General features: G+C 71.5%; 25 protein-coding genes. 13 read left to right on the forward strand and 12 right to left on the reverse strand.

Annotated features, from left to right (window positions below):
- Window positions 1-122 precede the first annotated feature (122 nt).
- Window positions 123-1235 (forward strand): recombinase RecA, encoded by a 1113-nt coding sequence (gene recA, locus RIM90_RS19535; RefSeq protein ID WP_309062012.1) that lies wholly within the window; start codon window positions 123-125, stop codon window positions 1233-1235.
- Window positions 1236-1238: 3 nt separating this feature from the next.
- The gene (gene recX / locus RIM90_RS19540) at window positions 1239-2051 is read left to right on the forward strand and encodes a recombination regulator RecX (RefSeq protein WP_309062013.1); all 813 of its coding nucleotides are present in this window, start codon (window positions 1239-1241) and stop codon (window positions 2049-2051) included.
- A gap of 70 nt (window positions 2052-2121) precedes the next feature.
- On the opposite strand, the gene RIM90_RS19545 is transcribed toward recX, so the two are convergent.
- From RIM90_RS19545 to RIM90_RS19575, 8 genes are all read right to left on the reverse strand, one after another.
- Window positions 2122-2541, reverse strand: coding sequence for a rhodanese-like domain-containing protein (locus tag RIM90_RS19545; protein ID WP_309062014.1), 420 nt, complete (start codon window positions 2539-2541; stop codon window positions 2122-2124).
- Window positions 2538-3077: a cysteine dioxygenase gene (locus RIM90_RS19550; RefSeq protein ID WP_309062015.1), complete on the reverse strand. Its 540-nt coding sequence runs from the start codon at window positions 3075-3077 to the stop codon at window positions 2538-2540. Before RIM90_RS19550 ends, RIM90_RS19545 begins: the two co-directional genes overlap by 4 nt.
- A gap of 90 nt (window positions 3078-3167) precedes the next feature.
- Window positions 3168-3254: a putative leader peptide gene (locus RIM90_RS31585; protein WP_313960178.1), complete on the reverse strand. Its 87-nt coding sequence runs from the start codon at window positions 3252-3254 to the stop codon at window positions 3168-3170.
- Window positions 3255-3368: 114 nt separating this feature from the next.
- On the reverse strand, window positions 3369-4982 hold the full coding sequence (locus RIM90_RS19555) for an FAD-dependent monooxygenase (RefSeq protein WP_309062016.1): 1614 nt from the start codon (window positions 4980-4982) through the stop codon (window positions 3369-3371).
- Window positions 4983-5287: 305 nt separating this feature from the next.
- Window positions 5288-6199 carry an amino acid ABC transporter permease gene (locus tag RIM90_RS19560; protein WP_309062017.1) on the reverse strand — a complete coding sequence of 304 codons (912 nt, stop codon included), beginning with the start codon at window positions 6197-6199 and terminating at the stop codon, window positions 5288-5290.
- On the reverse strand, window positions 6196-6861 hold the full coding sequence (locus tag RIM90_RS19565; protein WP_309062018.1) for an amino acid ABC transporter permease: 666 nt from the start codon (window positions 6859-6861) through the stop codon (window positions 6196-6198). Before RIM90_RS19565 ends, RIM90_RS19560 begins: the two co-directional genes overlap by 4 nt.
- Before the next feature lie 84 nt (window positions 6862-6945).
- Entirely contained in the window at window positions 6946-7785 is an 840-nt protein-coding gene (locus tag RIM90_RS19570; protein WP_309062019.1) for a glutamate ABC transporter substrate-binding protein, read from the reverse strand.
- Between the two features lie 81 nt (window positions 7786-7866).
- Window positions 7867-8643, reverse strand: a complete 777-nt coding sequence (locus RIM90_RS19575) for an amino acid ABC transporter ATP-binding protein (protein WP_309062020.1) — start codon at window positions 8641-8643, stop codon at window positions 7867-7869.
- A gap of 285 nt (window positions 8644-8928) precedes the next feature.
- Between RIM90_RS19575 and RIM90_RS19580 the strand changes: the two genes are divergently transcribed.
- Together RIM90_RS19580 and RIM90_RS19585 are read left to right on the forward strand one after the other, a co-directional pair.
- Window positions 8929-9615, forward strand: coding sequence for a response regulator transcription factor (locus RIM90_RS19580; protein ID WP_309062021.1), 687 nt, complete (start codon window positions 8929-8931; stop codon window positions 9613-9615).
- A 9-nt stretch (window positions 9616-9624) separates the two neighbouring features.
- Window positions 9625-11058 carry a HAMP domain-containing sensor histidine kinase gene (locus RIM90_RS19585; RefSeq protein WP_309062022.1) on the forward strand — a complete coding sequence of 478 codons (1434 nt, stop codon included), beginning with the start codon at window positions 9625-9627 and terminating at the stop codon, window positions 11056-11058.
- Here the strand turns inward: RIM90_RS19585 and RIM90_RS19590 are convergent.
- Entirely contained in the window at window positions 11037-12032 is a 996-nt protein-coding gene (locus tag RIM90_RS19590; protein WP_309062023.1) for a TAXI family TRAP transporter solute-binding subunit, read from the reverse strand. The genes RIM90_RS19585 and RIM90_RS19590 overlap by 22 nt on opposite strands.
- 93 nt (window positions 12033-12125) lie before the next feature.
- Between RIM90_RS19590 and RIM90_RS19595 the strand changes: the two genes are divergently transcribed.
- The 3 genes from RIM90_RS19595 (at window position 12126) to RIM90_RS19605 (ending at window position 14988) form a co-directional block, all read left to right on the forward strand.
- Window positions 12126-12533 (forward strand): MazG nucleotide pyrophosphohydrolase domain-containing protein, encoded by a 408-nt coding sequence (locus RIM90_RS19595; protein ID WP_309062024.1) that lies wholly within the window; start codon window positions 12126-12128, stop codon window positions 12531-12533.
- A 103-nt stretch (window positions 12534-12636) separates the two neighbouring features.
- Window positions 12637-14163, forward strand: a complete 1527-nt coding sequence (gene miaB, locus RIM90_RS19600) for a tRNA (N6-isopentenyl adenosine(37)-C2)-methylthiotransferase MiaB (protein WP_309062025.1) — start codon at window positions 12637-12639, stop codon at window positions 14161-14163.
- Between the two features lie 108 nt (window positions 14164-14271).
- Window positions 14272-14988, forward strand: a complete 717-nt coding sequence (locus RIM90_RS19605; RefSeq protein WP_309062026.1) for a class III extradiol dioxygenase subunit B-like domain-containing protein — start codon at window positions 14272-14274, stop codon at window positions 14986-14988.
- 133 nt (window positions 14989-15121) lie between these two features.
- Here the strand turns inward: RIM90_RS19605 and RIM90_RS19610 are convergent, their stop codons facing one another.
- The gene (locus tag RIM90_RS19610; protein ID WP_309062027.1) at window positions 15122-15391 is read right to left on the reverse strand and encodes an antitoxin; all 270 of its coding nucleotides are present in this window, start codon (window positions 15389-15391) and stop codon (window positions 15122-15124) included.
- Between the two features lie 23 nt (window positions 15392-15414).
- Window positions 15415-15558 (reverse strand): hypothetical protein, encoded by a 144-nt coding sequence (locus tag RIM90_RS19615; RefSeq protein WP_309062028.1) that lies wholly within the window; start codon window positions 15556-15558, stop codon window positions 15415-15417.
- A 311-nt stretch (window positions 15559-15869) separates the two neighbouring features.
- Here RIM90_RS19615 and miaA point away from each other — a divergent pair, with 311 nt between their 5' ends.
- The 6 genes from miaA to hflX all read left to right on the forward strand — a co-directional run bounded on the left by miaA (window position 15870) and on the right by hflX (window position 24292).
- Window positions 15870-16808: a tRNA (adenosine(37)-N6)-dimethylallyltransferase MiaA gene (miaA, locus tag RIM90_RS19620; RefSeq protein WP_309062029.1), complete on the forward strand. Its 939-nt coding sequence runs from the start codon at window positions 15870-15872 to the stop codon at window positions 16806-16808.
- Between the two features lie 107 nt (window positions 16809-16915).
- Complete coding sequence (locus RIM90_RS19625; protein WP_309062035.1) at window positions 16916-17419, forward strand: hypothetical protein; 504 nt, start codon at window positions 16916-16918, stop codon at window positions 17417-17419.
- Between the two features lie 59 nt (window positions 17420-17478).
- On the forward strand, window positions 17479-18348 hold the full coding sequence (gene dapF / locus RIM90_RS19630; RefSeq protein ID WP_309062030.1) for a diaminopimelate epimerase: 870 nt from the start codon (window positions 17479-17481) through the stop codon (window positions 18346-18348).
- A 301-nt stretch (window positions 18349-18649) separates the two neighbouring features.
- Complete coding sequence (locus RIM90_RS19635) at window positions 18650-20815, forward strand: HD domain-containing protein (protein ID WP_309062031.1); 2166 nt, start codon at window positions 18650-18652, stop codon at window positions 20813-20815.
- 151 nt (window positions 20816-20966) lie between these two features.
- Entirely contained in the window at window positions 20967-22598 is a 1632-nt protein-coding gene (locus tag RIM90_RS19640) for a M1 family metallopeptidase (RefSeq protein WP_309062032.1), read from the forward strand.
- A 200-nt stretch (window positions 22599-22798) separates the two neighbouring features.
- Window positions 22799-24292 carry a GTPase HflX gene (gene hflX / locus RIM90_RS19645; protein WP_309062033.1) on the forward strand — a complete coding sequence of 498 codons (1494 nt, stop codon included), beginning with the start codon at window positions 22799-22801 and terminating at the stop codon, window positions 24290-24292.
- Window positions 24293-24388: 96 nt separating this feature from the next.
- On the opposite strand, the gene RIM90_RS19650 is transcribed toward hflX, so the two are convergent.
- The coding region (locus RIM90_RS19650) for a hypothetical protein (protein WP_309062034.1) at window positions 24389-25357 on the reverse strand (969 nt) is incomplete at its 5' end.

Here is a 25357-nt window from a genome sequence, read left to right on the forward strand (position 1 = left end):
GATTCGACGGGAGATGCCCCCGAGTTATCCACAGACCGGACGTGCGTCGGGACGCGTTGTCAGTGGCAGGCGTTAGCGTTTTTGACGTGAAGCGATCGACTCAAGCAAATCGGGTGGAACCCATGGCAGGAACCGACCGCGAGAAGGCGCTCGACGCCGCGCTCGCACAGATTGAACGGCAATTCGGCAAGGGCGCGGTCATGCGCATGGGCGAGCGGTCGAAGGAGCCCATCGAGGTCATCCCGACCGGGTCGACCGCGCTCGACGTGGCCCTCGGCGTCGGCGGTCTGCCGCGCGGCCGTGTGGTGGAGATCTACGGACCGGAGTCCTCCGGTAAGACGACCCTGACCCTGCACGCGGTGGCGAACGCCCAGAAGGCCGGCGGCCAGGTGGCCTTCGTGGACGCGGAGCACGCCCTCGATCCCGAGTACGCGAAGAAGCTCGGCGTCGACATCGACAACCTGATCCTGTCCCAGCCGGACAACGGCGAGCAGGCCCTGGAGATCGTGGACATGCTGGTTCGCTCCGGCGCCCTCGACCTCATCGTCATCGACTCCGTCGCGGCGCTCGTCCCGCGCGCGGAGATCGAGGGCGAAATGGGTGACAGCCACGTGGGTCTGCAGGCCCGCCTGATGAGCCAGGCCCTGCGGAAGATCACCAGCGCGCTCAACCAGTCCAAGACCACCGCGATCTTCATCAACCAGCTCCGCGAGAAGATCGGCGTGATGTTCGGCTCCCCGGAGACCACCACCGGTGGCCGGGCGCTGAAGTTCTACGCCTCGGTGCGCATCGACATCCGCCGCATCGAGACCCTGAAGGACGGCACCGAGGCGGTCGGCAACCGCACGCGCTGCAAGGTCGTCAAGAACAAGGTGGCGCCGCCCTTCAAGCAGGCCGAGTTCGACATCCTCTACGGCCAGGGCATCAGCCGCGAGGGCGGCCTGATCGACATGGGCGTGGAGCACGGCTTCGTCCGCAAGGCCGGTGCCTGGTACACGTACGAGGGCGACCAGCTCGGCCAGGGCAAGGAGAACGCCCGCAACTTCCTGAAGGACAACCCCGACCTCGCCAACGAGATCGAGAAGAAGATCAAGGAGAAGCTGGGCGTCGGGGTGCGGCCCGAGGAGCCTGCCACCGAGCCGGGCACGGACGCCGCGGGCCCCGTCGCCCCGGCCGAGGTGCCGGCTCCGGCGGCCAAGGCCGGCAAGTCCAAGGCCGCGGCGGCCAAGAGCTGACCCGTGACCCGACGAACCGACTGGGCCGAGTACGAGTTCGCCGCCCTCGGTGTCCCACGGGGGAGGGACACCGAGGGCGGCGAGCACTCGGCCGTGGGCGGTGACGAGGCGTACGACGACATCACCGGCGCGGACGGTCTCCACCCCCCGGGCTCCGGCAGTGGCCGGCGGCATGGGGGTGGTTCACGGGCGGGCGGCTCGCGTGACGGCGGGGCGCGCGGTGGACGCGGACGCAGACGCCGGGCCTTCGGCGAGGCGGCCGCGGAGGACGGGGGTGACTCCTCCTCGTCGAGGGCCGAGCAGGAGGAGCCTCCGGGGGACCCGGTGGAGCGGGCACGGGCGATCTGCCTGCGCCTGCTCACCGGGACCCCGCGCACGCGGAAGCAGCTCGCCGACGCCCTGCGCAAGCGGCAGATCCCGGACGAGGCAGCCGAGGAGGTGCTGTCCCGGTTCGAGGAGGTCGGACTGATCAACGACAGTGCTTTCGCGGACGCCTGGGTGGAGTCCCGGCACCACGGCCGGGGACTGGCCCGGCGCGCGCTCGCCCAGGAGCTGCGGACCAAGGGTGTCGACCCCACGCTGATCGACGCTGCCGTCTCGCAGCTCGACTCCGAGCAGGAGGAGACGACCGCGCGCGAACTGGTCGCCCGCAAGCTGCGCTCCACCCGAGGTCTCGACCGCGACAAGCGGATCCGCCGCCTCGCGGGCATGCTGGCCCGCAAGGGTTACCCCGAGGGCCTCGCCCTCCGCGTGGTCCGGCAGGCACTGGAGGAGGAGGGCGAGGACACGGAGTTCCTCGGCGACGAGGGGTTCTGAGAGGACGGGGCAGCGGGGCGGCACCGCCGGGTCCGGCGGCACAGGCACCGTCGTCCTCTTCCGGCACCCCTTACGCCGGTACGGGCAGCACCGGCAGCCCCGCCGCCCGCCAGGCCTGGAAACCGCCGATCAGGTCGGTGGCCCGGTGCAGTCCCAGACGGTGCAGGGACTCCGCCGCCAGGCTGGAGGCGTAGCCCTCGTCGCAGATCACGACGACGCGCAGGTCATGGCTCGTCGCCTCGGGGATGCGGTGACTGCCCCGCGGGTCGAGGCGCCACTCCAGTTCGTTGCGCTCGACGACGACAGCGCCGGGGACGAGCCCGTCCCGGTCGCGCAGGGCGGCGTAGCGGATGTCCACCAGCAGCGCCTCGCCGGCGCGGGCGGCCTCGTGGGCGTCCTGCGGCTCGATGCGCCGGTAGCCCGACCGCACCCGCTCCAGCAACTCGTCGATCCCCACGGCACCGGTGGTCCGTTCGTCCGTCCCGCTCACTGCCAGTCCTCCGGGCGTTCGACCTGCTCCAGGCGGAGAAACCGGCCGCTGCGGCTGTAGCGGCGGATCCGCGGCAGGGGCGGATAGTAGGCGTGCACGGAGACGGCGTGCCGGTCCGGGGACTCGTTGAGCACCTCGTGCACGTGATGCCGCCCGAAGGCGCGGCCCTGCCCGGCCGGCAGCCGGCGCTCCCGGTCCACGCCATCGGTCAGTTCCAGGGTCCTCCAGCCGTCGGAGGGCAACCGCGCGGCGAGCGAGTTCTCCTTCAGCGCACCCGAGGCGGTCATGAAGGCACCGACGGAGTCGGCGTGGTCGTGCCAGCCGGTTCCGGTGCCGGGCGGCCAGCCGATCAGCCAGGCTTCACTGCCACCCGGCCCGTCGAGCCGCACCCAGGTGCGGCCCTCCGGGTCGAGCGGGAGCGAGGCGATCAGCTCGGCGTCGGCAGCGATACGGCGTACAAAGCCGAGGAGGTCCGCCTGGGTGGGGGCGGAGACGGGAGGCGGGGCAGGGGATGAGGCAGCGGAGGAGACAGACACGTGCACCGTCCTGAAGAAGATTCGCGGAGGCGCGCCACAGCGGCGTGCGAGACGGCGAGCGGCGCGCGGGGAGGGAGAAGGAGCGCGCATTCAGCAGGAGGGGCGACACACGCAGCCCGCGTAGCGGACGAGGTCCATATGGACTCTCCGCCACAGGCGCACACAGGTGTCGGTCACGGTCCGGAGTAGACCACGAAGCGGTACATCGCTTCAACTCATCGTCACCCTGTGGACCGCACGGCGAGGACGACGCGACCGGCCCCGGCGCGAGCCGGCCCTCGCCCCGGCACCTCAGCCGGTCGCCGCCCCGGCTCCAGCCTCCGCCTTCGCTTCCGCCTCCGTCGGCCCTCCGACGACCGCCTCCGCCGCCGCGTACAGGTCCGCCGGGCGGACCCCGCCCAGCGCCGTGACCAGGTGACCGTCGGGGCGGACCAGCAGCACGGTGTGGGCCGCCGCCCCCGGATAGCTCTCGGCGACCAGCAGTTCGGCCGGGTGCGGCAACGCCGAGACGGCCGCCGCCAGCCGGGGCATGATCCCGGCGGACATCCAGTGCCTGCGCTCCCACACCCCCGTGCCCGGCGCGATCAGCACCACCAGCAGCGCACCCCGGCCGAGCCGGTCCCGCAGCCGGACGAAGGCGCCGTCCTCCGCCGTGACGCGGACGTCCGTCACCGCCGCCCCGGGAGGCGTGCCGACGGGCACCTCGCCCTCGAGGCGTCCGGGCGCGAGCGGCGAGTCGGCGTACGTCCCCGGCGCCCCCAGTGCCCCCTGCCCCAGATGACCGTCCATCAGCAGTGCGTCGTGCCCCCGGGCGGACCCCGGGACGTAGGAACGCAGCCCCCCACCGCCTCGCAGCAGCGGCAGTACCTGGTCGGCGGCGCGCAGCCGGGCGGCGACGACCGCGCGGCGCTCGGTCTGGTAGCTGTCGAGCAGTGCCTCGTGCGGACCGTGGTGCCAGGCCAGTGCCAGCTTCCAGGCGAGGTTGTCGACGTCGCGCAGCCCCTCGTCCAGCCCGTGCGTGCCCAGCGCGCCGAGCAGGTGGGCCGCGTCCCCGGCGAGGAACACGCGGTCGGCCCGCCAGCGCCGGGCCAGCCGGTGGTGGACGGTGTGGACCCCGGTGTCCAGCAGCTCGTACGGCGGGGCCGTACCGTGGTTCCAGCCGGCCAGCGTCTCCCGGATACGGGCCAGCAGCAGTTCGGGCGTGACCAGCTCCTTGCCCGGCGGCAGCAGCCAGTCCAGCCGCCACACCCCCTCCGGCAGCGGACGCGCGGTGATCTCCCCGGCCGAGGGCCCGGACGTGCGCCACGGCGGCATGCGGTGCAGCAGCGTCTCGTCGTGCCAGGGAAGTTCCGTGCGCAGCGCGGCCACGGCGTATCGTTCCACCGCCGTGCGGCCGGGGAAGCGGATGTCCTGGAGCTTGCGTACGGTCGAGCGGGGGCCGTCGCAGCCGACCAGGTAACTGCCGCGCCACCAGGTGCCCTTGGGACCGCGGGTGTGGGCGGTGACGCCCGACGGCTCCTGTTCCAGGGAATCCAGACGGCTGTTCACGGCGACCCTGACCAGCCGCTCCCCGGCCAGGGCGGTGCGCAGGGCACCGGTCAGGACGTGCTGGGCGATGTGCAGGGGCGCGGGCCGGGCGTCGTCGTGGGTGATCTCGTGCACCACCTGCTTGCGCCGCATCGACCGCCATCCGGCCGGGCGGGCACCGGCCTGGGCGAGCGGTACCCCGGTCAGCCGTTCCATCAGCGCGGCGGTGTCCTCGCGCAGCACGACGGTGCGCGCCGGGCGCGGCTCGTCCTTGCCCGGCCCCTCGTCGAGGACCACGCACGGCACCTCCTGACGCGCCAGCGCCAGGGCGAGCGCGAGCCCGACGGGCCCCGCTCCGACGATGATCACCGGGTCCACGGCGCGGCGCCCCCTGCTCGACGTGACGTCCGATGGGACGGAAAGGAACAGGAAGATGGAGCAGGGTGCACGATCACAGAACGTATGCAACCTATTGCCGGTGCTTGCGTCAAGTGACCGAAGGCCAGTGGCGATCATGAGGTGGCGCGGGGCCCGTCACATCACTTGACTGCTCATCACATGAGTCCGGCGCGTACCACCCGTCCGCACCAGCGATGCCGGCCGGTCGTCCGACATGACTGTGGCCCGCCGGGGAACGGCGGGCCACAGTCATGTCGGACGGCGGGCGCACGGCAGGGCGTGCGTCAGACGGCGTTCCCACCGGTCTTGTGGGTGCCCCCGACCTCGGCCGCGTTGATGTCGTCGACATCGGCGGTGCCGAGCACCGCGCCCGTGCTGCGCTTGCTGCGGCGCAGCCGCGCCTCGAGCCAGGAGGCGAAGGAGGTGAGGGCGAAGTTGAGCGCGATGAAGATCACGGCCACCACCGTGAAGCTGGCGATGACGTTGGCGCCGTAGTAGCCGCTCATCGTGTTGGCCGAGGCGAGCAGCTCGGGGAAGGTGAGGACGGCGCCGCCCAGAGCGGTGTCCTTCACGATGACGACGAGCTGGCTGACGATGGCCGGGAGCATCGCGGTGACCGCCTGCGGCAGCAGGATCAGCCGCATCAGCTGGTTCTTGCGCAGGCCGATCGCCATGGCCGCCTCGGACTGGCCCTTGGGCAGGGACAGGATGCCGGCGCGCACGATCTCCGCGAGGACGGAGGCGTTGTACAGCACCAGGCCCGTGACGACCGCGTACAGCGGGCGGTCGTCGGAGCTCACGTCGGTGTACTCGGCGAACAGCGCCAGGCCGAAGATCATCAGGACCAGCACGGGGATGGCGCGGAAGAACTCGACCACGACTCCGGCCGGGACCCGGATCCAGGCGTGGTCCGACAGGCGGGCGATGCCGAGGACCGCGCCGAGCGGCATCGCGATGAGCACCGCGAGCACGGCTGCCTTCAACGTGTTCTGCAGACCCGGCCAGATGTACGTGGACCAGGCTTCGCCGCTGGTGAAGAACGGCTCCCACAGGGCCCACTCCAACTGGCCCTTGTCGTTGAGGGTGCTGACCACCCACCACAGCAGGGCCGCGAGGGCGACCAGGAAGACCGCCGTGAAGACGATGTTCCGCCGCTTGGCACGGGGGCCCTGGGCGTCGTACAGAACGGAACTCATCGCTTCACCGCCACCTTCTTGCCCACCCAGCCGAGGATCAGGCCGGTCGGCAGCGTCAGAATCACGAAACCGAACGCGATGACCGCGGAGATCAGCAGCAGCTGCGCCTCGTTCTCGATCATCTCCTTCATCAGCACCGCCGCCTCCGCGACGCCGATGGCGGCGGCCACCGTGGTGTTCTTGATGAGCGCGATCAGCACGTTGGCCAGGGGGCCGACGGACGAGCGGAACGCCTGGGGCAGCACCACGAGGCCCAGCACCTGGTTGAAGCTGAGGCCGAGCGCGCGGGCGGCCTCGGCCTGGCCGACCGGCACCGTGTTGATGCCGGAGCGCAGCGCCTCGCACACGAAGGACGAGGTGTAGAGGATCAGACCCAGCACGGCGAGCCGGAAGTTGATCGTCTCGACGTCGTCCGCGCCGAGGGAGACCCCCAGCGTCTGGTTCAGGCCCAACGACGTGAACAGGATGATGACGGTCAGTGGGATGTTCCGCACGATGTTCACGTACGCGGTCCCGAAGCCGCGCATCAGCGGCACCGGGCCGACGCGCATGGCGGCCAGCAGGGTGCCCCAGATCAGGGAGCCGACGGCGGAGAGCACAGCGAGCTGCACTGTCGTCCAGAAGGCTCCCAGCAGGTCGTAATCCTCAAGAAAGTCGAACACGATCTCCCGCGCTTTCGCGTGTAGGGATGCCCGCCCCGGTGCGCCGCCCCTTCCGGTGGGCGGCGCACCCTGTCAGGCGCTGCCTCAGCTCTTGATGTCGCCGATCTTCGGCGCCGGCTCGTTCTTGTAGTTGGCCGGGCCGAAGTTGTCCTTGACGGCCTTCTCCCAGGACTTGTCGGCGACCATCTCTTCGAGGGCCTTGTTGATCTTGTCCTTGAGGTCGCTGCCCTTCTTGACACCGATGCCGTAGTTCTCGTTGGTCAGCTTGAAGCCGCCCAGCTTGAACTTGCCCTTGAACTGCGACTGAGCGGCGTAGCCGGCGAGGATGGAGTCGTCGGTGGTCAGCGCGTCGACGGCGCCGTTCTGCAGACCGGGCAGACAGGCGGAGTACGTCGGGTACGGCTGCAGCTGGGCCTTGGGCGCCAGCTTCTCCTTGACGTTCTGCGCCGAGGTGGAGCCGGTGACCGAGCACAGCTTGGCGTTGTTCAGGTCCTCCGGCGACTTGATCTTGTTGTCGTCGGCGCGGATCAGCACGTCCTGGTGGGCGAGCAGGTAGGGGCCGGCGAAGTCGACCTTCTCCTGGCGCTCCGGGGTGATCGAGTAGGTGGCGGCGATGAAGTCGACGTCACCGCGCTGCAGCATGGTCTCGCGGTCGGCGCTCTTCGACTCCTTCCACTCGATCTGGTCCTCGCTGTAGCCGAGCTTCTTGGCGACGTAGGTGGCGACGTCCACGTCGAAGCCCTCATAGCCCTGCGGGGTCTTCTGGCCCAGGCCCGGCTGGTCGAACTTGATGCCGATGGTGATCTTCTTGTCGTCGCCCGACCCCGAGCCGTTGGAGTCGCCGTCGTCACCGCCGCAAGCGGTGGCGGTCAGGGCGAGGGCGAAGACGGCGGCCGAGGCGGCGGTGACCTTGCGGAGCTTCATGGTGCACATCCTTTGACTGGTGAAGTGGTGCGGCCCGGTCAATGTCCGGTGACGCAAGTCGTCAGGGCGCGAGGGGCGCCGTCAGTGGTGAAGGATCTTCGACAGGAAGTCCTTGGCGCGGTCGCTGCGCGGATTGCTGAAGAACTGGTCCGGCGCGGCCTGTTCGACGATGCGACCGTCGGCCATGAACACCACACGATTTGCAGCCGAACGGGCGAATCCCATCTCGTGGGTGACGACGATCATGGTCATGCCGTCGCGGGCGAGCTGCTGCATGACCTCCAGAACCTCGTTGATCATCTCCGGGTCGAGAGCCGACGTCGGCTCGTCGAAGAGCATGACCTTGGGTTCCATCGCCAGGGCCCGCGCGATGGCGACACGCTGCTGCTGGCCACCGGAGAGCTGTGCGGGGTACTTCTCGGCCTGCGCGCTCACGCCGACCCGGTCGAGCAGGGCACGGGCCCGCTCCTCGGCCTGCTTCTTGTCCTTCTTGCGGACCTTGACCTGGCCCAGCGTCACGTTCTCGAGCACGGTCTTGTGCGCGAAGAGGTTGAAGGACTGGAAGACCATCCCGACATCGGCCCGCAGCCGGGCGAGCTCCTTGCCCTCGTGGGGCAGGGGCTTGCCGTCGATCGAGATCGACCCGGAGTCGATCGTCTCCAGACGGTTGATGGTGCGGCACAGGGTGGACTTCCCGGACCCGGAGGGTCCGATGACCACGACGACTTCGCCGCGGGCGATCGTCAGGTCGATGTCCTGGAGTACGTGCAACGCGCCGAAGTGCTTGTTGACGCTCTTCAGGACGACCAGGTCGCCGGTTGCGGCCACATCTTCCTTGGCCACCGATACTTCGGTCATCGCTCTCAGGCTCCGTCCTCCTCGGTTTCGGAGGACAGTAGTAATCCTCCGGACCTGCGTCATTACATCTGAGGGGAATCTGAGCATCACGATCCGATAGCAATCGGACACGTGTCGTAGCACTTGTGAGCAGGGCGCATTTCGGCCAGGTAACGGTACGAAAGCGCAACCGGAACCCTCTTGACGCCATCCTCGTCCATCGGCGTCACTGCAAGGTGCACGCGCGCGTGCACACGTTTGTGTACACACGGAGATCGTACGGCCGGTGAACAGAAAGGGGCCCTGGTGAGACTGCTCCTCGTCGAGGACGACAACCACGTCGCCGCAGCCCTGTCGGCGGTGCTGGCCCGGCACGGGTTCGACGTCACTCACGCGCGCAGCGGCGAGGAGGCGCTCCAGGCGCTCGTCCCCGAGGGCAACGGCTTCGGCGTCGTCCTGCTCGACCTGGGCCTGCCCGACCAGGACGGTTACGAGGTCTGCGGCAAGATCCGCAAGCGCACCAGCACACCGGTGATCATGGTCACCGCGCGCTCCGACGTGCGCTCCCGCATCCACGGCCTCAACCTCGGCGCCGACGACTACGTGGTCAAGCCGTACGACACGGGGGAGCTGCTCGCCCGGATCCACGCCGTCAGCCGGCGCACCGTCCACGAGGAGACCACCAGCGGCACCGAGACCGAGCTGCGCCTGGGCCCGGTGCACATCGAGCTGCCGACCCGTCAGGTCAGCGTGAACGGTTCGGTCGTCCAGCTGACCCGCAAGGAGTTCGACCTGCTGGCCCTGCTCGCCCAGCGGCCCGGGGTCGTCTTCCGCCGGGAGCAGATCATCAGCGAGGTGTGGCGCACCAGCTGGGAGGGGACCGGCCGCACCCTGGAGGTGCACGTCGCCTCCCTGCGCGCCAAGCTGCGCCTGCCGGCCCTCATCGAGACCGTCCGCGGAGTCGGCTACCGGCTCGTCGCGCCCGCGGCCTAGCGGGGTCGGGTGCGCACACGTCTGCTTCCGCTGCTCATCGTCCTGATGGCGGCCGTCCTCCTCGCACTCGGCGTCCCGCTCGCCGTGAGCCTGGCCGGCGCGCAGCAGCAGAAGGTCGTCGTCGACCGGATCGACGACACGGCACGTTTCGCGGCCCTCGCCCAGTTCGTGACCGAGCCGTCCGACCCGGTCGCCGGGGACATCAACGAGCGCCGGGAGACGCTCAGCAGCGAACTGCGCAGCTACCACAAGGTCTACGGCATCCGCGCGGGCGTGTTCTACCGCAACGACTCGCCCATGGCGCACGCTCCGGACGACTGGTTCCTCCCGCGGTCGGGCGAGGTGCGGGACGCCTTCGAGGAGGCACTGCTCAGCCGCCGCAGCCACGATCCCGAGCAGGTGTGGCCCTGGCAGCGGCGCAGCCTCGTGGTGGCTTCGCCGGTCATCCGGGACGGTGACGTCGTCGCCGTCGTCGTGACCGACTCGCCCACCGGGCCCATGCGCTCCCGCATCCTGCAGGGCTGGCTGGTCATCGGCGCGGGGGAGGCAGCCGCCATGCTGCTGGCCGTCGGCGCGGCCCTGCGGCTGACCGGCTGGGTGCTCAGGCCCGTACGCATCCTGGACGCCACCACCCACGACATCGCCACCGGACGGCTGAAGTCCCGGGTCGCCGTGGCGGGCGGGCCCCCGGAACTCAGACGCCTCGCCCGGTCGTTCAACGAGATGGCGGACAACGTCGAGAGCGTGCTGGAACAGCAGCGCGCCTTCGTCGCCGACGCCTCCCACCAGCTGCGCAACCCGCTCTCGGCGCTGCTGCTGCGCATCGAGCTGCTCGCCCTCGAACTGCCCGAGGGCAACGAGGAGATCGCCTCGGTCCAGGCCGAGGGCAAGCGTCTGGCACAGGTCCTGGACGACCTGCTCGACCTGGCGCTCGCCGAGCACAGCGAGGCCCAGCTCCAGGTCACCGACATCGGCGCGCTGGCCGGGGAGCGCGTCGCGGCCTGGGCGCCCACCGCCGAGGCCAAGGGCGTCCGCCTGGCCGGGAACTGCCCGCCGACCACGGCATGGGCCGACCCGGTCGCGCTCTCCAGCGCGCTGGACGCGGTCATCGACAACGCGGTGAAGTTCACACCCGAGGGCGAGACCGTCGAGGTGACCGTCACCTCCAACGGCGACGCCTCCACCGTCGTCGTCACCGACAACGGTCCGGGGCTGACCGACGAGGAGCTGACCCGCGTCGGCGACCGGTTCTGGCGCAGCGGCCGGCACCAGAACATCAAGGGCTCCGGCCTCGGCCTGTCCATCTCCCGGGCCCTGCTCGCGGCGGGCGGCGGCTCCCTCTCCTACGACCACCACGAGCCGCACGGGCTGACGGTCACGGTGACGGTGCCGAGGAACGCCCCCACGGGTGAGGCGACGGCTCAGGGCTTGACGGACCGGTAGTAGCGGCGGGCACCCTCGTGCAGCCGGAGCGGGTCGGTGTAGATGGCGGTGCGTACGTCGACCAACTGCGCGGAGTGGACGTGCGCACCTATGCCGTCCCGGCTCTTGAGCACGATGCGGGTCAGCCACTCGGTGAGCCGGGGATCCGCGTCCGCCCTGGTGATCAGGAGGTTGGACACCGCCATCGTCGGGACGGCCAGGCCGAGCTGACTGCTGGGGTAGGCCGACTCCGGCATGTTGGTGGCCCGGTAGTGGCGCGTGGCCCCGCCCTGCTCGTGCAGCTCGGCGACGAGGTCGGCGTCGATCGGCACGAACCGCAGCGCGGAGTCCTCGGCGAGCGTCTTCAGGCCGTCCGTGGGCAGCCCGCCCGACCAGAAGAACGCGTCCAGACCGTGCCCCAGCCGCTTCGGCCCGGTGTCGATGCCGTCCGAGGAGGGCCTGATGTCCGTCTCCGGATCGATGCCGGCCGCCCTGAGCACCTGGTTGGCGATGAGCCGGACCCCCGACCTGGGCGACCCTATGGCGACCCGCTTGCCCCGCAGGTCCGCGACGGATCGGATGCCGGAGCCGGGCGGGACCACGAGCTGCACGTAGTCGTCGTACAGGCGCGCCACCCCGCGCAGCCGGTCGGCGCCCGGCCGGTGGTGCAGTCTGTACGTCTCCACCGCGTCGGCCGCGGCGATCGCGAAGTCGGCCTGTCCGGTCGCCACGCGCCGCACGTTCTCCTGCGAGCCGTCACTCGTCTTCAGCCGGACCTCGAGGTCGGGCATGTGTTTGCCGAGCGAGGTGCGCAGGAGCTCGCCGTACTTCTGGTAGACCCCCGAGCGTGTTCCCGTGCTCAGCGTGATCGTTCCGCCGGGCGGCTCCTCGCTCCAGGGCGCCAGCCACCACAGCAGCAGTCCGAGCGTCACGAAGCCGGCGGCCGCGCCCCGCAGGGCCCGGCGCCTGCCGATCCGGGACAGCGCGTGGGACATGCGCGCGATCCTGCCAGCCCGGTGCCCCGCTGACCAGGGCGGGGCTCACAGCCCGGGCCCGGCTGTGTCCGGGGCGGCCGCTACAGTCGCCGCATGAGTTCCTCGCCCGCCGACCTGGTCCGTGCATTCCACCGCGCCTTCGGGCTGGACGTCCGCGACACGCCGTCCGAGGTCTCGCCGGACCTGGCCGCCCATCGTGGTGAGCTGCTGGCCGAGGAGGCCGCGGAGGTCGCCGAGGTGTCGGTGAAGGGCCCGCTCGACCGGCTCGCCCACGAACTGGCCGACGTCGTCTACGTCGCCTACGGCACGGCACTCGTCCACGGGATCGACCTCGACGCGGTCATCGCCGAGATCCACCGCTCCAACATGACCAAGATCGGCCCTGACGGCCAGGTCAGCCGCCGCGCCGACGGCAAGGTCCTCAAGGGCGACCACTACGAGGCCCCGGACGTGTCGGCGGTACTGCGGCGGCAGGGCTGGGCACCGGGCGGGGAGGCATGAGCCACCGAGCAGGGGCACGGCGCGGGCCATGGGCCGTGAGGCCCGGCACCGCGGGCTCCTCCGGCGACCGGGCACGCCTCGGGGACCGCCTACCCTGTAGGACATGAGCAGCATCGACCGGAGCCAGTCAGTGGGCGGCACGCGCACCTATGAAGTACGCACCTACGGGTGCCAGATGAACGTCCACGACTCCGAGCGGTTGGCCGGGCTGCTGGAGGACGCGGGCTACGTCCGCGCCCCCGAGGGCTCCGACGGCGACGCGGACGTCGTCGTCTTCAACACCTGCGCGGTGCGTGAGAACGCCGACAACAAGCTGTACGGCAACCTGGGCCACCTCGCCCCCAAGAAGGCGAGCCGCCCCGGCATGCAGATCGCGGTCGGCGGCTGCCTCGCGCAGAAGGACCGCGACACCATCGTGAAGCGCGCGCCCTGGGTGGACGTCGTCTTCGGCACGCACAACATCGGCAAACTGCCGGTCCTCCTGGAGCGCGCCCGCGTCCAGGAGGAGGCACAGGTCGAGATCGCCGAGTCGCTGGAGGCCTTCCCCTCCACGCTGCCGACCCGCCGCGAGAGCGCGTACGCGGCCTGGGTGTCCATCTCCGTCGGCTGCAACAACACCTGCACCTTCTGCATCGTCCCCGCGCTGCGCGGCAAGGAGAAGGACCGGCGCCCCGGCGACATCCTCGCCGAGATCGAGGCCCTGGTCGCCGAGGGCGTCTCCGAGATCACCCTGCTCGGCCAGAACGTCAACGCCTACGGCTCCGACATCGGCGACCGCGAGGCGTTCAGCAAGCTGCTGCGGGCCTGCGGAAAGATCGACGGGCTGGAGCGCGTCCGCTTCACCTCCCCGCACCCGCGCGACTTCACCGACGACGTCATCGCGGCCATGGCCGAGACGCCGAACGTGATGCCGCAGCTGCACATGCCGCTGCAGTCCGGCTCGGACACGGTCCTGAAGGCGATGCGCCGCTCCTACCGGCAGGAGCGCTACCTCGGGATCATCGAGAAGGTCCGCGCCGCCATCCCGCACGCGGCGATCAGCACCGACATCATCGTGGGCTTCCCCGGCGAGACCGAGGAGGACTTCGAGCAGACCCTCCATGTCGTCCGCGAGGCCCGCTTCGCGCAGGCGTTCACCTTCCAGTACTCCAAGCGACCGGGCACCCCGGCGGCCGAGATGGAGGGCCAGATCCCCAAGAAGGTCGTCCAGGAGCGCTACGAGCGGCTCGTCGCCCTGCAGGAGGAGATCTCCTGGGAGGAGAACAAGAAGCAGGTCGGCCGCACCCTGGAACTGATGGTCGCCGAGGGCGAGGGCCGCAAGGACGACACCACCCGCCGTCTCTCCGGCCGGGCCCCCGACAACCGCCTGGTGCACTTCGCCAAGCCGGAGCAGGAGGTCCGTCCCGGCGACGTGGTCACCGTCGAGATCACCTATGCCGCCCCGCACCACCTGCTCGCCGAGGGACCCGTGCTGGACGTGCGCCGCACACGCGCGGGTGACGCCTGGGAGAAGCGGAACTCCGAGAAGGCAGCGAAGGCCGCGCAGCCGGCGGGCGTGATGCTGGGTCTGCCGAAGATCGGCGTCCCCGAACCGCTCCCGGCGGCCACGGGCGGCTGCGGCTGCGACTGACGCGGACCGACTGACGCGGACCGGGGACCGGCGGACCGGCAGCACACCAACGGTCCGACCGACCGGGCCGCGGCGGTGAGCTGCCCCACGGGGGTTACGCTGCCGATCATGCTAGTCGCCGCCGCAGTCTGCCCCTGCCCGCCGCTGCTCGTTCCCGAGGTCGCCGCGGGCGCCGCCCCCGAACTGGACGCCGCGCGGGCCGCGTGCGCGGACGCCCTGGGTGTGCTCGCCGCCGCCCGGCCCGACCAACTCGTGGTGGTCGGCCCGGCGGCAGCCACCGGGCCCGAGAGCTACCCGGAGGGCACCCCGGGGTCCTTCCGCGGCTTCGGTGTCGACCTGGACGTACGGCTGGGCCCGCACCGGGGCGCGCCGACCGGGCGGGAACTCCCGTACGGGCTCGCCGTGGGCGCGTGGATGCTGGGCAGGGCCGAGTGGGCGGACGCTCCCGTCGAGGGGCTGGGGGTGGGGGAACCCCTCGCGGCCGAGCGGTGCGTCGAAGAGGGAAGGGAGCTCGCCACGCGAGCGGAGCGGGTGGCGATGCTGGTGATGGGCGACGCCAGCGCCTGCCGCACGCTCAAGGCCCCGGGCTACCTCGACGAGCGTGCGGCCCCCTTCGACGCGGAGGCCGCGCGCGCGTTGGGTGCGGCCGACACCGCGGCCCTGTGCGCGCTGGACACCGGCCTGGCGCGCGAGCTGAAGGTGTCCGGCCGTGCTCCCTGGCAGGTCCTCGCGGGCGCCGCGGCCGGGAACCCGGACCTGGAGGGGGCACTGCTCTACGAGGACGCCCCGTACGGGGTGGGCTACATCGTGGCCACTTGGTCGTAGGAACCGGTCGGCGGGGCCGCCGGTCCCGGCACGGGACCGGCCCGGCCGTGCCTGCGGACCGGATCCGGGCCGGAGGAACGGCGGACGGCCGGGAGCCCTCGGCGTGCTCCACGGCCGCCCGGCGGTGCACCGTTCAGGAAGCGGGCGGTGGCCCGGTCGGCGGCGTCGTGCCGCCCGCGCCCGGAGCGGGGTCGTTCTTGTGCGCGAGTCGGTCCATGGCGTCCTTGGCCTTGTCCGCGCCCGTCCGGATCCTGTCGCTGTACTTGCCCCTGGTCCGCTGGTCGACGGCCCGCGCGGCTCTGTCCAAGCCGTGCTGGATCTTGTCCCCGTGCTGCTGCGCGAGGTCGGAGACCTTGCCCTTGGCCGGGTCGAGCCTGGCCCTCAGGTTGTTCAGGAGACCCATGATGTACCTTCCCTCGCGGGCGTCTACGTGCGGGCGCCCTTGTCGGCCCCGCTGTCGGCCGCCTCGGAGGACTGCTGCTTCGGGATCTCGACGCTGTCGCCGCCGGTGACCTCGTCGGCCTCCGTCACCGCTGGTCCGGCGGTCTTCGACGCATCGGGCGACGCCATCGGCTCCGCGCCCCCGGCCGCACCCCCCTCCGTCTTCGGTTCGGCTGCCGCCTCGTCGGCCCGAGCCCCGTCGGTCCGCGTCTCCTCCGTGGCTTTCGTCCTCCGAAAAAGCCGTGCAAAAACGCCCATATCAACTCCATACGTTACTCGTGCGGGCGAAACCCCTCGTGACCCGGTGCGTCCCTTTGCGTGATCCGGGCCGCCGCCACCGTGATCCGGCGGCGGGAAACTCGCAACGGGCAACGACCCCGCGTCGGCCGCGTCACGTAACTCGTTCGAGAGCGGGCTGCGAGGTTTGCGAGACTGGATCGGTGAGCAGCGCACCCCTCGCCCCCCGCGTCATCGCCGTCGTCGGACCAACTGCGGCCGGAAAGTCCGATCTGGGCGTTTTTCTGGCCCAGCGGCTGGGCGGTGAAGTCGTCAACGCCGACTCCATGCAGCTCTACCGGGGGATGGACATCGGCACCGCCAAGCTGACGCCCGAGGAGCGGGGTGGAATCCCGCACCACCTGCTGGACGTCTGGGACGTGACCGTCACCGCGTCCGTCGCCGAATACCAGCGCCTGGCGCGGGACCGGATCGACGCGCTGCTCGCCGAGGGGCGCTGGCCCGTCCTGGTCGGCGGCTCCGGCCTCTACATCCGCGGAGCCATCGACAACCTGGAGTTCCCCGGCACCGACCCCGAGGTCAGGGCCCGTCTGGAGGAGGAGCTCACCCTGCGCGGCCCGGGGGCGTTGCACGCGCGCCTCGCCGCCGCGGACCCCGAGGCCGCGCGGGCCATCCTGCCGAGCAACGGCCGCCGCATCGTCCGTGCACTCGAAGTGATCGAGATCACCGGCCGGCCCTTCACCGCCAACCTCCCGGGCCACGACTCGGTCTACGACACCCTCCAGATCGGTGTCGACGTGGCCCGGCCCGAACTGGACGAGCGCATCGCCCGCCGGGTCGACCGGATGTGGGAGGCGGGCCTCGTGGACGAGGTGCGCGCACTGGAGGCGCAGGGGTTGCGCGAAGGGCGTACGGCCTCGCGCGCGCTCGGCTACCAGCAGGTACTCGCGGCGCTCGCCGGTGAGTGCACCCTGGAGGAGGCGCGGTCCGAGACCGTGCGTGCCACCAAGCGCTTCGCGCGCCGTCAGGATTCGTGGTTCAGGCGCGATCCCCGGGTGCACTGGTTGAGTGGGGCCGCGGCGGACCTCGGGGAACTTCCGCAGCTCGCGCTGTCGTTGGTCGAACGACCGGTTACAGCCTGATCACGTCCTGGCATCGGGACGCCCAGGCCGCCATCGGGGCCTGTGGCGCCGTGCCATCATCGAGCTTCGATCGACCAGTGGAGTCCAAGTTGGGAGGGCGCGTGGCGATGGAGGCCGGCCCTCGCGACACCGCACACGGCACCGAACACCTCACCACCGAGCGGGGTGCGCCGGAGCAGGAAACCGACCGTCTCAGCCCCGACGGGCCCGAGGAGGCGCAGGGCGGGGTGACCGACGACGGTCCCGAGCCGGAGCAGATGTTCACGGGCGGTGACGAGGTCGAGGTCGAGCTGCGCCCGCAGCGCCGGCTGCGCATCTGGCAGCTCGCACCCATCGTCGGCCTGGCCGCGGTCGGTTCCCTGATGTTCGCCTTCCCCCTCGCCTTCGACTTCGGCGACAGCGGGGCCGTGATCGCCATGCTGGGCCTGCTGATCTGCTCCTGCTCGGCCGGCTGGGGGATGATGGCCGCCCGCCGGGTGGGCTACACCTGGCCGGGCCTGCCGGCCAGGGGCTCCGGACGCAGACCCGACTGGCGGGTCGTGGCCGGCTACGCCGTGATGGTCGCCGCGGTGGTGGCCCTGGCCGTCTGGCGGGTCGCCCGGCTCCGCTGACGCCCGTCCCGGTCACCGGCGGGGAGGGCGCCGTCGTGCCCACCCCGTACGATCGAGGAATGAGCACGCGGATCGCCTTCCTCAAGGGGCACGGCACCGAGAACGACTTCGTGATCGTCCCGGACCCGGAGAACACCATCGACCTGCCCCCGGCCGCCGTCGCCGCCCTGTGCGACCGCCGCGCGGGCATCGGCGGCGACGGACTGCTGCACGTGGTGCGGTCCGCGGCGCACCCCGAGGGCCGGGCCATGGCGGACGAGGCCGAGTGGTTCATGGACTACCGCAACGGCGACGGCTCGATCGCCGAGATGTGCGGCAACGGGGTGCGTGTGTTCGCGCGCTATCTCCAGCGCGCCGGACATGTGGCCGAGGGGGATCTCGCGGTCGCCACGCGCGGGGGCGTGAAGGCCGTGCACATCGCCAAGGACGGTGACATCACCGTCGGCATGGGCAGGGCGCTGCTCCCCGAGGGCGACGTCACGGTCAGCGTCGGCGAGCGCAGCTGGCCCGCGCGGAACGTGAACATGGGCAACCCGCACGCGGTGGCCTTCGTGGACGACCTCGCCCACGCCGGCGACCTGCGCACCCCGCCGCCCTTCAGCCCGGCCTCCGCCTACCCGGACGGCGTGAACGTCGAGTTCGTGGTCGACCGCGGCCCGCGGCACGTGGCGCTGCGGGTGCACGAGCGCGGGGCCGGCGAAACCCGTTCGTGCGGCACGGGTGCCTGCGCGGTCGCCGTGGCCACCGCCCGCCGGGACGGCGTCGACCCGGGCGTCACCGGCGCCCCGGCCACGTACACCGTGGACGTGCCCGGCGGCACCCTCGTGATCACCGAACGGCCCGACGGCGGGATCGAGATGACCGGGCCCGCGGTGATCGTCGCCGAGGGCGTGATCGAGGCGGAGTGGCTGGAAAACGCCCTTCGGTGATCGGAGCGGCGGATCGGTGTCCCAGCCTCTGACCGGTCGGACGCGGACATCCGCAGGGTGAGAGGCCGGATCCTGCTTCGAGATCACGGCAAGTCGCCGATCGGGTGGCGTGAAACCGCCTCGGGAGGGCTCTTCGCTCGAAGGGGTGATCCGTTTCACGCTCGGCGAGAGGCGGTCAACCGCACCGGGTCGGGCTCGGTAGCATCAAGCACCGGCCCGGACGGGGGAGCGAACACCGCGCCCTGAGCCCGAGTCCGCCCTGGGGCGCACCGTCCGCCGGTCCACGCAGCCGGAGGTGCCCATGAACGCGGAGGCCGTCAATCCTGTGACCCCGGGCTCGGTGACATCCGCTCACGTCACCCCCACGGGGTCGCGCAGGAAGGCCCGCCCCCGGCTCGACCTGCGCCGGCTGGGACGCGCGGCCCTGCTCGGCCCCGCCACCCGCGACCGGCTCCCCGACGCCATCGGCCACGTGGCCGACGCCCACCGCGCCCACCACCCCGACGCCGACCTCGAACCCCTGCGCCGCGCCTACCTCCTGGCCGAGTCCTCCCACCGCGGCCAGATGCGCAAGAGCGGTGAGCCGTACATCACCCACCCGCTCGCCGTGACCCTGATCCTCGCCGAACTCGGCGCGGAGACCACGACCTTGACCGCCTCCCTGCTCCACGACACCGTCGAGGACACGGACGTGACGCTCGACCAGGTGCGGGAGCAGTTCGGTGAGGAGGTCCGCTATCTCGTCGACGGCGTCACCAAATTGGAGAAGGTCGACTACGGCGCCGCCGCCGAACCCGAGACCTTCCGCAAGATGCTCGTCGCCACCGGCAACGACGTCCGCGTGATGTCGATCAAACTCGCGGACCGCCTGCACAACATGCGCACCCTCGGAGTGATGCGCCCCGAGAAGCAGGAACGCATCGCCAAGGTGACCCGGGACGTCCTGATCCCCCTCGCCGAACGCCTCGGTGTCCAGGCGCTCAAGACGGAACTGGAGGACCTGGTCTTCGCCATCCTCCACCCCGAGGAGTACGAGCACACGCGGGAGTTGATCGTCCGCAACGCCGCCCGCGCGGACGACCCGCTCGCCGAGGTCGCCGACGACGTACGCACGGTGCTCCGCGAGGCCGACATCGCCGCCGAAGTCCTCATCCGGCCACGTCACTTCGTCTCCGTGCACCGTGTGTCCCGCAAACGCGGGCTGCTGCGCGGCGCCGACTTCGGCCGCCTGCTGGTGCTGGTGAACGAGGACGCCGACTGCTACGCCGTCCTCGGCGAGCTGCACACCTGCATGACGCCCGTGGTGTCGGAGTTCAAGGACTTCATCGCCGTACCGAAGTTCAACCTGTACCAGTCGCTGCACACCGCCGTGGCACGCGAGGACGGCCAGGTCGTCGAAGTCCTCATCCGCACCCACCAGATGCACAAGGTCGCCGAGGCCGGAGTCGTCGCCCTCGGCAACCCCTACGCGGCCCCGTCGGAGGAACAGTCCGCGAGCGACGGCGAACGCGCCGACCCCACCCGGCCCGGCTGGCTCTCGCGGCTGCTGGACTGGCAGCGGGCCGCGCCCGACCCCGACACCTTCTGGTCCACCCTCCGCGAGGACCTCGCCCAGGACCGCGAGATCACCGTCTTCCGCCCCGACGGGGGCACGCTCGGCCTGCCCGAGGGGGCGACCTGCGTGGACGCCGCGTACGCGCAGTACGGCGAGGACGCCCACGCGTGCATCGGCGCCCGGGTCAACGGCCGTCTGGCGACGCTGAGCACCGTCCTGAAGGACGGCGACACCGTCCAGCTCCTCATGGGCCAGGACCCCGCCTCGGAGCCCTCCAGGGAGTGGTTGAAGCACGCCCACACCCCCGCGGCCCGCATCGCCATCCAGCGGTGGCTGACCGCCCACCCCGCGCAGGACGCCGCGCCCGCGAGGGAACCCGTGGCCGCTCCCCGGCCCACCGCCGACGAGCCTGCGGCCCCACCGGCCCCGGAGCCTTTGGGCACGGTGCCCGGCCGTCCCGCCGCCCAGGTCCTGGTCGACCGGCCCGGCGCGGCCGTACGGCTCGCCCGCTGCTGTACGCCCGTGCCGCCCGACGAGGTGACCGGCTTCGCCGTGCGCGGGGGAGCCGTCACCGTGCACCGGGTCGAGTGCGCCGCGGTCGCGCGGATGAAGAGCTCCGGGCGCGCGGAGGTCGGCGTGCGCTGGGGGGAGGACGCCGAGTGCCGGGTCACGCTGGTCGCGGAATCGTTCGTCCGTCCCCACCTGCTCGCGGACCTCACCGAGGCCATGGCCCTCGAAGGCGCCGAGATCGTCTCCGCCACCGTCGAACCGCCGACCCGGCAGCAGGTGCGGCACACGTACACCGTGCAGCTGCCGGACGCCGCGCGACTGCCCGCCCTCATGCGCGCGATGCGCAACGTGGCCGGTGTGTACGACGTGAGCCGGGCGCAGCCGCAGGCCCCGGGCGCCTGACGCGTCCCGCGCGGGAGCGGGCCCCCGCACATCCGGTGCCGTCCCGGCCGCGGACAGCCGGTGTACCGGTTCGACGCCCCGCCTGACCCGGTCGGGTGGGCCCGGAGCGCGTCGCCGCCGCAGCGCACGCGCGCGCTGGTAGCCGTGGGGCATGCTGCTCATTCCCCCCGACCCGGCCTCCCCCAGCCACGTCGCCCTGGGCCGGACTCCCCACGGCGAAGCGCCCCGCGGTCAGACCCCCCGCGCCCCTCGCGGCCGGGCCGTCCCCGCCGGGCTCCGCCACGTCCGCCGTCGGCGGGCGGCCGCCGCATCGCTCGCCTCCGCCGTCTCCGCCTGCCTCCTCGCCGCGAGCGCCCCCGCCGTCCCGCTGGGCATCGGCGACCGCCTCTTCCCGTACCTGGGCAACCCCGGATACGACGTGGTGTCGTACGACCTCGCCCTCCGCTACTCCGGCGCCAACGACCGGCCGCTTCGGGCCGTCACCACGATCGACGCCCGGATGACCGCCGACCTGGACCGGCTCAATCTGGACTTCGCCCACGGAACGGTCCACTCGGTCGAGGTCGACGGCGATCCGGCCGCCTTCGCCGCCGCCGGCGAGGACCTCGTGATCACTCCCGAGGACGCTCTCGACAAGGGCGAACGGACACGCATCACCGTGCGGCACACCAGTGACCCCGTGGCCGCCGAGGGCCGCGAGGGCGGCTGGGTGCGCACCGCGGACGGACTCGTCATGGCCAACCAGGCCGACGCCGCCCACCTGGTGTTCCCGTGCAACGACCACCCCTCCGACAAGGCGATGTTCACCTTCCGGATCACCGTCCCCGACGGCCACACGGCCGTCGCCGGCGGCCTGCGGGCCGGCGTCGACCGCGGGCGCGGGGCCACCACGTGGACGTACCGGACCCGGCATCCCATGGCCACCGAACTCGCCCAGGTGTCCATCGGCCGCTCCGCGGTCCCGCACCGCACCGGCCCGCACGGCCTGCCGCTGCGCGACGTCGTCCCCGCGGAACACCGCGCGAAGCTCGAGCCCTGGCTGGCGAAGACCTCCGGCCAGATCTCCTGGATGGAGCAGAAGGTCGGGCGCTACCCGTTCGAGACCTACGGCCTGCTCCTGGCCGACACGGCCCTCGGCTTCGCACTCGAGACGCAGACGCTCCCCCTCTTCGGGCGGGAACTCTTCACCGATGACGCCCACCCCGAGTGGTACGTCGAGTCGATCATGGTGCACGAGCTGGCCCACCAGTGGTTCGGCAACAGCGTCAGCCCCCGCACCTGGTCCGACCTGTGGCTCAACGAGGGGCACGCCACCTGGTACGAGGCGCTGTACGCGCAGGAGAAGGCCGGCAGGTCCCTCGAGGCCCGGATGAAGGCCGCCTACGCGTCCTCCGACCACTGGCGCGCGACCGGTGGACCGCCCGCCGCACCCGAGGTCCCCGAGCCCGGCCAGAAGGCCGGCATCTTCCGGCCGAACGTCTACGCCGGCGGCGCGCTCGTGCTGTACGCCCTGCGCCAGGAGATCGGCCGCGCCGCCTTCGAGCGCCTGGAGCGCGCCTGGGTGACCCGTCACCGGGACGGCACGGCCACGACCGCCGACTTCGTCCGGCTCGCCTCCGCCGTCGCCGGACGCGACCTGACCGGTTTCCTGCACCCCTGGCTCTACGGAGCCACGACCCCGCCGATGCCCGGGCACCCGGAATGGACGTCCACGGCGCGGGCCGCGACGCCCGCCCCCGGGCCGGACGCGCCCGCGCATCGACCGGGCGGGGGACGGGAATAACACGATGAAGAGACGGACCGTTCCGTGCGACCATCGTCAGGTCCACGAGGCACGGGACACGGGAATCTCCCGGGGTACCCGTGCGTTGAGGACAGTGACGGAAAGGTCTCACGGACAGGTCCCACCGACCGAATCCCGAGCCCGGCGGCCGAAGCCCCACTCCGTCGCCGCAGACGGTTTCCCACCAACGTAAGGACCCAATGACCTCCTCTTCTTCCCCTTCCCAGGACACCAAGCGCCTCGCGTACACCTATCCCGAGGGCCTTCGGGCCGATGCCCTGATGGAAGAGGACGTCGCCTGGAGCCTCGAGACCGACTCGGACCGGGACGGCGATCAGTTCGACCGCTCCGAGCGGGCGGCCCTGCGCCGTGTCGCGGGCCTCTCCACCGAGCTCGAGGACGTCACCGAGGTCGAGTACCGGCAGCTCCGTCTGGAGCGGGTCGTGCTCGTCGGCGTGTGGACCTCGGGAACCGTGCAGGACGCGGAGAACTCCCTCGCGGAACTCGCCGCCCTCGCGGAGACGGCCGGCGCCCTTGTGCTCGACGGCGTGATCCAGCGCCGCGACAAGCCCGACGCGGCGACCTACATCGGCTCCGGCAAGGCCGAGGAGCTGCGCGACATCGTGCTCGAGACGGGCGCGGACACCGTCATCTGCGACGGTGAGCTCAGCCCGGGCCAGCTGATCCACCTCGAGGACGTGGTCAAGGTCAAGGTCATCGACCGTACGGCCCTGATCCTGGACATCTTCGCCCAGCACGCCAAGTCCCGAGAGGGCAAGGCGCAGGTCGCGCTCGCGCAGATGCAGTACATGCTGCCGCGGCTGCGCGGCTGGGGCCAGTCGCTGTCCCGGCAGATGGGCGGCGGCAAGGGCGGCGGTCTCGCCACCCGTGGTCCCGGTGAGACCAAGATCGAGACCGACCGGCGCCGGATCCGCGAGAAGATGGCGAAGATGCGCCGTGAGATCGCGGAGATGAAGACCGGCCGCGAGATCAAGCGCCAGGAACGCAAGCGCCACAAGGTGCCGTCCGTGGCCATCGCGGGCTACACCAACGCGGGCAAGTCCTCGCTGCTCAACCGCCTCACCGGCGCGGGCGTGCTGGTCGAGAACGCCCTGTTCGCGACCCTCGACCCGACCGTGCGCCGGGCCGAGACCCCGAGCGGACGGCTGTACACGCTGGCCGACACGGTCGGATTCGTCCGGCACCTGCCGCACCACCTGGTCGAGGCGTTCCGCTCCACGATGGAGGAGGTCGGCGAATCCGACCTGATCCTGCACGTGGTCGACGGTTCGCACCCGAACCCGGAGGAGCAGCTGGCCGCCGTGCGCGAGGTGATCAGGGACGTCGGCGCCACCGACGTACCCGAGATCGTCGTGATCAACAAGGCCGACGCCGCCGACCCGCTCACGCTCCAGCGGCTGCTGCGGGTGGAGAAGCGCTCCATCGCGGTCTCGGCCCGCACCGGCCGGGGCATCGAGGAGCTGCTCGCGCTCATCGACAACGAGCTGCCCCGCCCGTCGGTGGAGATCGAGGCGCTGGTGCCGTACACCCACGGCAAGCTGGTCGCCCGTGCCCATGACGAGGGCGAGGTGATCTCCGAGGAGCACACCCCGGAGGGCACCCTGCTCAAGGTGCGGGTGCACGAGGAACTGGCGGCGGAACTCACGCCGTACGTTCCGACTCCGGCCGGCTGACCCGCTCGGCGGCGCGAAGGCCCCGGCGGGATGCGCCGCACCGTGAAGGCCCGTCCCCCTGCTCACGGCAGGGGGACGGGCCTCTTGCGCACGCGGTCACCGACCGCCGTGGGTCCTGCTCATGTTCCGGTAGAGCGCCTCCGCGTCCTTGCCCAGCTGCGGGCCCGCCAGCCAGGTGTTGTCGGTCGGGCCGATCGAGGTGTTGGAGACCAGCACGGTCTCGCCGTCCACCACCCGGAACCAGCCACCGCCGGACGACCCGCCCGTCATGGTGCAGCCGATGCGGTACATCGTCGGCAGGCTCGGGCTGAGCGAGAACCGGCCCGGAGCGTCGACACACTTGAACATCTGCAGACCGTTGTAGGGCGGCGCGGCCGGGTAGCCCCAGGCACCCATGGTGCCCGCCTCGGCCACCGAGGGGGCGGAGAAGTCCACGTCGAGCGCGGCACCGACCGTCTCCTCCAGGGACTTGGACCCCTGTTCCGGCTTCACGTGCAGCACGGCGTAGTCGTACGCCGCTCCGTCACCGCCGGTCTCCGAGCCGCCCTGGATCCAGCCGTTGGAGGTCGAGGCCCAGTCCGCCCACCAGTTGCCGTAGGGCGCGATCTCGGAGGCGCTCGCGCCGGTCAGGTCCGCCTCGGACCTGCCGAGGTCGTTGTAGGCCGGGACGAAGACGAGGTTGCGGTACCAGCCGCCGTTGCCGCCGGCGTGGACACAGTGACCGGCGGTCCAGACGAGGTTGGACCTGCCCGGGTGGTTCACGTCCTTGATGACCGTGCCGGAGCAGACGCTCGGGCCTTCGGGGGAGTCGAAGAAGACCTTGCCGACCGGGGCGGCGTTGTCGTGGTAGGGCGTCTTCTCGGCCTGGGCCCGGACCGGGGCCGGTTCCGGGTCGCTGACCCCCCGGGCCGCTGCCGCGTCCTTGGTCGAGACGGTCTTGTCGGCCTCCTCGGCGGAGCGCATCCGTTCCGGCTTCCACAGGCCCTCGATCACCGGGTTGACGAAGTCCTTGGCCTCACTGAGCCACTTGTCCTTGTCCCAGTCCTCCCAGCCGCCGTTCTTCCA

Origin of the sequence: Streptomyces sp. (assembly GCF_031181555.1) — a bacterium.
Taxonomy (GTDB): domain Bacteria; phylum Actinomycetota; class Actinomycetes; order Streptomycetales; family Streptomycetaceae; genus Streptomyces; species Streptomyces fimbriatus.